Below are 6,652 nucleotides of genomic sequence, written 5' to 3' on the forward strand. Positions count from 1 at the left end.
AATTTCGAATCCACCTGTCGGCGCGACGCCCAGATCGAAGGAGACTGAATCTGTCGCCTTGTCGGGTCGTCCCGACGGTTTCAAGGTGATGGCGATGAAAGGAACTTTCGGTCTCGCGTGGGCTTTCGTGATGACGGCGACGGCGGAAGCTCGGTGGGTTCCACCTCAGGAGGGTCTTGAACCCTTCAGGAGGGAGCGAGTTCCATTGGATGCCGCGATCCTCAAACGATTCTCTCACGAATTGATCGAGCGAGTCCCCAGTCCCTCGGATGATCCCTATCTTGCACGCCGTGCGGCCCAGCTTCTTGGGCTGGCCCTCGCATTGGATCCAGGTAGTCCCGAAGCTCGTGCGAAGCTCGATGCATGGGAAGAGGGAAGACCTCTTGCAGAACCTTCATCGGCGCCTTTTCCCGCTGACCTCCAGAAAGCTTGGGCATGGCTCCTGGACTCAGAGGCAGGTGTCGATGGACATCGCTTAGCCGAGCGACTTTCTGTCGCCTTGGAGCTGCCGACGGCGCACGAAGCAATGGCGACAAAAAGCTGGGAACCCTGGGTGGGCGATTTGGAGCGCTTTCAAGATGCCAGGCCGACCGTCGAACCTCAGATTCCTGAGAACGCACCTCTGCCAGCGATCACTCCTCAGTTGGACGAAGTCTCGATCGGCATCCCCAATGTCACTCCGAAACCCGATGGATCGGAGCAGGATGTCTCTCGTGGTCTTCTCCGATTCGAAGTGCAGAAGCCAGGGGAGGAGAGCCCCGAGATGATTTTGGAGCTTCCTCCTCAGCTTCCTGGGAGCATGGGACGATTTCGAAACACTCTCCTCCCGTGGATGCAGTCAGAATTCGGAACTGAGGACTCTCCTCAAGGCCACTGGCGATGGACCCTGGTTGAGAAGACTCCACGAGTCTCTTCTTCGAGCTTTGCTCTATTCGACGCTGCTGCGCGAATGCTGGTCCAGGCAAGCGTTCAGGGAGTTCCTCTTGATCCGGAGGTCACTCTTCTGGCGGAGGCAGATGCTGAGGGAAGACTCGTTCTGCCTGGACTATTTTGGGAGACTTTGCGGCACCTGGAGCCGGGAAACGGAGAAAAGTGGATTCTTCCAGCAGAAGCCGAGCCTCTGTTGAAAGCCCTGATTCCCTTGGACCAGAGTGATTTCTTTCTTCAACATGAGCTTCTTCTCGCGCGCGATTTGACCGAAGCCATTCAGCTCGCCGCGATCGATCCAGGACCGGAGGTGAGGGATGCGGAGCGAAACTTCCATGAAATTCGGGTAGCTCAAGGCACTCACTCGTTGGGTAGCTTCCTCGCTCGCGAGGAAACCCGTCAGTTACTGCTCGGCATCGTGACGCAGCTACCTCAACATGCATCGGCCTCACTTCTGGCGCTTCGCAGCTCTTCTCAGTGGCCCCGTCGGCTCGAGCGCAAAATGTATGCGCGGGAGATCCGCATGGCATTGGCGGGGTTGAAACCGGTATTGTCCCCGCCCTGGGCCGCCGAGAAGGCGGATCCCAAGGCACTCCTTGAGGCCGACTCTCAATGCCGGGAGAGGTTGGCGGAGATTGAGGGACTGTGTGAGGCGATTACAGATCGTGCCGAGCTGCACGACCTCGCCTTCAATACATCGAAGGCTCTCGGACAGCTGGCCGGGCAATTGCGTCGAAATGATCGAAGCGTGATGAGCACCACCACCACCGCTGAGCTTTTCGGACCTGTCTACCGCAACTATTGCGAGACCCTTTTCCGGTTGACGAAAGTGATTGGTGACGAAGGGGACTATCCCATGCCACCACCTTCGACGCCCTGAAAGGGAGGGTTCTCTTCGAGGAAGGATTTCCTTGCATTGAACGGCTGCCGAGGGCCCATTCGAGGCGTTACCCCACCCCATCGCATGAATCGCGGAACTCGTAGCTTTCTCGTGTTGGCCGCCGTCTTCCTCGGCACCTTCGCCTCTGTTTTTCTCATCCGAAATGGAACCGGCGGGCTTCAGCAGCTTCTGGGTCGTGAGCCCAGTCATGAGGCCTATCGTCCTGAGACTTACACTTTACCTGACACGGCTCCGCTTGAGCTGGACGACGTCGAGCTTTTGACACGACTCAACGATGAATATGCCCGCCTGACCGATGCGGTGGTCAAATCGGTGGTCTCGATCGATACCAGTGGCGTTCGTGCCGAGAGGTTGCTGGATGGATTTGGTCGCCAACTGATTCGTCCGGTTCCGACCCAGGGACAAGGATCAGGGGTCATTGTCACCCATGAAGGGCACATCGTAACCAATCACCATGTGATCAAGGACCAGCAGAAGATCGAGGTGACACTCCACAACGGCGAAAAGTACAATGCGACCCTCGTTGGAGATGATCCTCTTCTCGATATCGCGGTCTTGAAAATCGAGGGCGGCGGAGAATTCGAACCGCTCAAGCTAGGGGATTCGGCGAAAGTGCGTCGTGGCCAGATCGTTTTCGCTATTGGAAACCCTTTTGGCCTAGGGGAGACGGTCACCCAGGGCATCATCTCCGCGGTCGAACGTTCGGTTTCCGATACGCAGCGCGATCTCTTCCAAACGGATGCAGCCATCAATCCGGGCAACTCTGGGGGGCCATTGGTGAACTTGAGAGGCGAGGTCATCGGGATCAACTCTGCGATTTATCGCCCAGACGAACGTGTGAACTCCGGTTTCCAAGGAGTCGGCTTTTCCATTCCTTCGAACGAAGTGATGACGGCACTTCAGACGATTCTCGAACGCGGTCGGCCGATTCGAGGGTACCTGGGAGTGAGGATGAGCAATCTGGATCGGCAGCTTCGACGCCAGCTGGGATACACGGAAACAGGGGCTATGGTCGAAACCGTTGGAGCAGGATCACCTGCGGAAACGGCAGGGCTCCAACCCTACGACATTGTTCGCCAGTACGATGGGAAGAAGGTGGAGAACGTGACTGCTCTTTTGAACATGGTACAGCGTTCGAAAGTCGGCTCCACGTTGCCGGTGGAGATCTGGAGAAAGGGTGAGGTGCAGACGCTGCAGGTGACGATTGCGGAAGCGGGGGTGCGTTCGGTCGCAGCGCCTGAGAGGGATGTCGCAGGGGTTCTCGATCAGGTAGGCGTAACCTTGGGTGACGAAGATCCCAGCTTGCCGGGTCTCCCCGTGACGGAGGTCGTCAAAGGCTCGCTGGCCGAAGGACATCTTCAAGCAGGAGATCGGATCTTTGGCATCAATGGCGTCGCCGTGCGAAGCAAAGACGATCTCTTGGTTCAGCTCGCGGCATCGGTCACCGCTCAATCGACAGCATTGCAAATTGTCCGCGGCAATGTCAGCGGTCGCGTGACCCTTCCTCCGCTGGCTCAACAACGATAAATCACTCGCTTAAGTCGCGTTTCCATCCCCAATCGACGATGAGACATCAGGTTCCCTATCTTCTGCTCGCGTTCGGCATCGGGGCGCTTGCCGCGTTTCTGCTGCTGAACCGATTTGCCAAGGAACCTGTGGTGATGCCCGAAGTCACCGAGATTCCTGCGGCCGAATCCCTCGCTCCGGAACTTCCTGTGGAAGAGGAGGCGGGGGTTCCTCCTTTGGAAGCCATGGAAGAAAAGCCGGTGGATTCGACTGCGGCACGGCTTCCGGAGAATCCAGGACCAGGCAAAGCCATGCGCAATCCTCGCCAGTTGGTTTCAGAAATCGGTGAAGCACTTGAAGCGGGCGACCTCGATTCAGCTGGTCAGCTGATTGGTGGAATGGCCCTCACTCCAGAAGCGCGAGAAAAGCTGGCCGAGCTGGCGGCGAATGGCACCCTCAAGAGCCTGCTTCCCGATGGGGCGCATGAGGTGGGAGAAATGGAGGTCAATGCGCGTGCGCGGTGGTCATTGCATCTCGAAGGCGCTGAAGCCGGTCGTGAAAGGATCTTTCTCGACCTCGTTCGTGGGCCAGACGGATGGAAGGTGGAGCGGCTGATGTTTCCCCCGAATCCCGGAATCCCGCTGCCAAAAGCGGGAGTGCTCGATCCCCTAGGCATCACCGATGCCTTTCTCCAAGCCACCCTCATTCAAGACTTCGAGAAGGCTCGAGAGTTCGTCGATTCCACGAGCGTCTCCGACGCCAAGATTGCTGGCCTTTGCATCCTATTTGAAGAAGGCGATTACCGCCTCAGACCGGAGAAGCCGCTTCGCGGGATGTTCGAGAAGGAAGATACCGCTGGACTGCTCGCGAGTGTGGTTTCAGGCGAGGAACAAGGCATTGCTCAGTTCTCGATCACTCTCGACCGCAGTGCGGAGCACGGGTGGAGGATTCGAGAAATCAATCTTGATGAACTGCTTGCCGATTACGCCGCTCGCCTAGGTGGGGGTGATGTCTATTATACCCCACTGCTCAAGAATCCCAAAGGCGGCGATACGCTCGTGCTCTACTTTGATTTTGATTCCGACGCCCTTACTCCCCGGACGGAGCGCCAACTCGAAATCGTGGCCGACATTCTGCGGTTGGATCCCGACAAGAAGCTCACCATCTCTGGGCACACCGATGCCTTGGGAAGTGAAAACTACAATGAGCAGTTGTCGGGGGGCCGTGCGGATGCCGTGAAGTCGTTTCTGGTGAAATCCGGTGTCGAGGAAGCCCAGATCGAGACACTCGCGCGAGGTCCAAGCCAGCCATTGAGGCCAAATTTTACCGAATCGGGTGCCGACAATCCATCGGGACGCCGTGCCAATCGACGGTCTGAGATTTATCTCGATTTCTAGTATTTTGAGTTCCTGATTGGTCTATGTCGATCCGCCGACTTCACCCCCTATCGGTCATCGTGTTGACGCTGACTCTGGCTTTGGTGGGGTGGTTGGTGTTTCGGGGTCCTTCATCGCATTTGCCCGAGGTGGAGTCTTTGGCCAATTTCCAAACAGCCGATGCGCCCTTGTTTCTGCCGGAGGATGGCCAACCTCGATTCCGCCTGCATCAGCTTTCGGCTTGGGATCGTGCTGCTTTACCAGAGGCCGTTCGCTTCGATGCCCCGATGGGTGCTGCCAATGGGGCCCTCACCTACAATGCCCAGCCATTTTGGGAGATGAACGAAGCCCGTGGAGGTCATCACACAGGTGATGATCTCAATGGCATCGGAGGCATGAATACCGATTTGGGTGACCCCGTCACGGCAGTCGCCGACGGTCGAGTGATCTATGCGGGGGAACCATCCCCTGGATGGGGAAATACCGTCGTATTGGCTCATCGCTTGGCAGATGGCAAAGTGCTGCAAAGCATGTATGCGCACATGCATGAGATCACCGTTCCTCTGGGATCGTTGGTGGCTAGAGACCAAAAGATTGGTACGGTAGGGACCTCTAACGGCTATTATCCGGCCCATTTGCATTTTGAGATGCGCGAGAGTGATGGTGTCGATATGGGTGCAGGCTACAGCTCCTTTCCACTGAATCGCATCGATCCGGAAGAAGCCATTCTGGAGCTTCGCGGAGCCCCTGAAGATCGGCCCGCTGCGGCCGTGCTCCCTTCGGCACTTCAACGCGACCAACCGTGGAATCTGATCGAACTTTCTCCTGAGGATGCCGCTCGCCTCGGGGAAATCATGCAGCAGAAAGAGTAGAGTTGCCGGCAATGCGGGGGTTTCTGAGCCCTTCTCTGGGCGGACAAAACCTGATTCCTTGGGGAATGACGCCATTTCAATGAGTTACGACATCTTTCCTGGTTGATCGGATTTTTGATTCGGGGTAAGCGTCTGATAACCAGACAAATCCATGCTTCCCGCGAATCTCCCCCCTACGTTCGCGAGAGGATCCCGCTCTTCTTCCCTTCGGCGTCCGAGCTCCCTCTCGCTTTCTCTTCGGCTTCTCCTCCCTCTTTCCCTACTGCTTGCTCTCCCCGCCTCCGCGGAATGGGGTGGGGTCGGTGGGTGGACTCCTTTTCCCAGCGATTTTCTTCGATCGCCGAGTAGCAACGACACCGATGGCGATGGCATCCCCAATGCCTGGGAACTTGCTCACGATCTCAATCCGGATGTCGCCCGGGATGCCTGGAGTGACTTCGATCGCGATGGCGTCACCGCGCTGCAGGAATACCAGATCCACACTCTCACCGGCGGACTCTATGGAAATCCCACCGGCACCTGGAGTTCGCAGGTGCTGCCTGCAGTTCCCTGGGTCAGCTCGGCAAGCTATCAGATCGTCGAGTGTGCCTCCAATGGGATCCTGCTAGTCCAGGTGACCGGCTATTTCCATGGCGCGACGAGCCGCACCACCGAGCCGTGTTTGTGGCACCCGCAAGCCCAGAGCTGGTCGCAGGTGCCGAGGTTGGCGGGATCCTCCTCGCGCTACCCACTCGTCGCCCTGGACGTGAATGCCAAGGGCGAGGTGGTCGGTTATTCGGGGCGCTATGGATTTGTGTGGGACCCGACGATGGCGTTTTCCCGCACCTTCATGGTGGAGGACGGCGGCGCGATGGTTTCGGCGATTCCGCGTCGGGTCAGCGATCATGGCGATGTGGTGGGCTCGATCCGCTCGCTGTCGGGCACTCCTTTCGCGGGAACTCTGGGTGGAACCCGGATTCGATTCTCGGACTTGGGCGCCAACAGCCAGTTCTATGATGTGAATGATTTCGGGGAGTTCGTCGGCGGGGCCTGGAATCCGTATTCAGGAGAAATGGAGACCTTCCTGGCGT

Annotated in this window: 4 protein-coding genes and 1 pseudogene; all 5 read left to right on the forward strand. The window is 57.7% G+C overall.

Annotated features, from left to right (window positions below; all coding sequences use genetic code 11):
- Nucleotides 1-94 precede the first annotated feature (94 nt).
- Nucleotides 95-1,807 carry a hypothetical protein gene (locus HNR46_RS18115; RefSeq protein WP_221285272.1) on the forward strand — a complete coding sequence of 571 codons (1,713 nt, stop codon included), beginning with the start codon at nucleotides 95-97 and terminating at the stop codon, nucleotides 1,805-1,807.
- A gap of 84 nt (nucleotides 1,808-1,891) precedes the next feature.
- Nucleotides 1,892-3,355, forward strand: a complete 1,464-nt coding sequence (locus tag HNR46_RS18120; RefSeq protein WP_184021461.1) for a trypsin-like peptidase domain-containing protein — start codon at nucleotides 1,892-1,894, stop codon at nucleotides 3,353-3,355.
- 38 nt (nucleotides 3,356-3,393) lie between these two features.
- Complete coding sequence (locus HNR46_RS18125) at nucleotides 3,394-4,731, forward strand: OmpA family protein (protein ID WP_184021464.1); 1,338 nt, start codon at nucleotides 3,394-3,396, stop codon at nucleotides 4,729-4,731.
- A gap of 23 nt (nucleotides 4,732-4,754) precedes the next feature.
- Nucleotides 4,755-5,582, forward strand: coding sequence for a M23 family metallopeptidase (locus HNR46_RS18130; RefSeq protein ID WP_184021466.1), 828 nt, complete (start codon nucleotides 4,755-4,757; stop codon nucleotides 5,580-5,582).
- 151 nt (nucleotides 5,583-5,733) lie between these two features.
- A pseudogene (locus HNR46_RS18135) lies at nucleotides 5,734-6,652 on the forward strand (hypothetical protein); the annotation flags it as partial.

Source organism: Haloferula luteola, from assembly GCF_014201715.1.
Lineage (GTDB): Bacteria > Verrucomicrobiota > Verrucomicrobiia > Verrucomicrobiales > Akkermansiaceae > Haloferula > Haloferula luteola.

Excerpts from the sequence above, each read along its gene's own strand:
- HNR46_RS18115 (WP_221285272.1), top strand. The coding sequence starts at position 95 with ATGAAAGGAACTTTCGGTCTCGCGTGGGCTTTCGTGATGACGGCGACG.
- HNR46_RS18120 (WP_184021461.1), top strand. The coding sequence starts at position 1,892 with ATGAATCGCGGAACTCGTAGCTTTCTCGTGTTGGCCGCCGTCTTCCTC.
- HNR46_RS18125 (WP_184021464.1), top strand. The coding sequence starts at position 3,394 with ATGAGACATCAGGTTCCCTATCTTCTGCTCGCGTTCGGCATCGGGGCG.
- HNR46_RS18130 (WP_184021466.1), top strand. The coding sequence starts at position 4,755 with ATGTCGATCCGCCGACTTCACCCCCTATCGGTCATCGTGTTGACGCTG.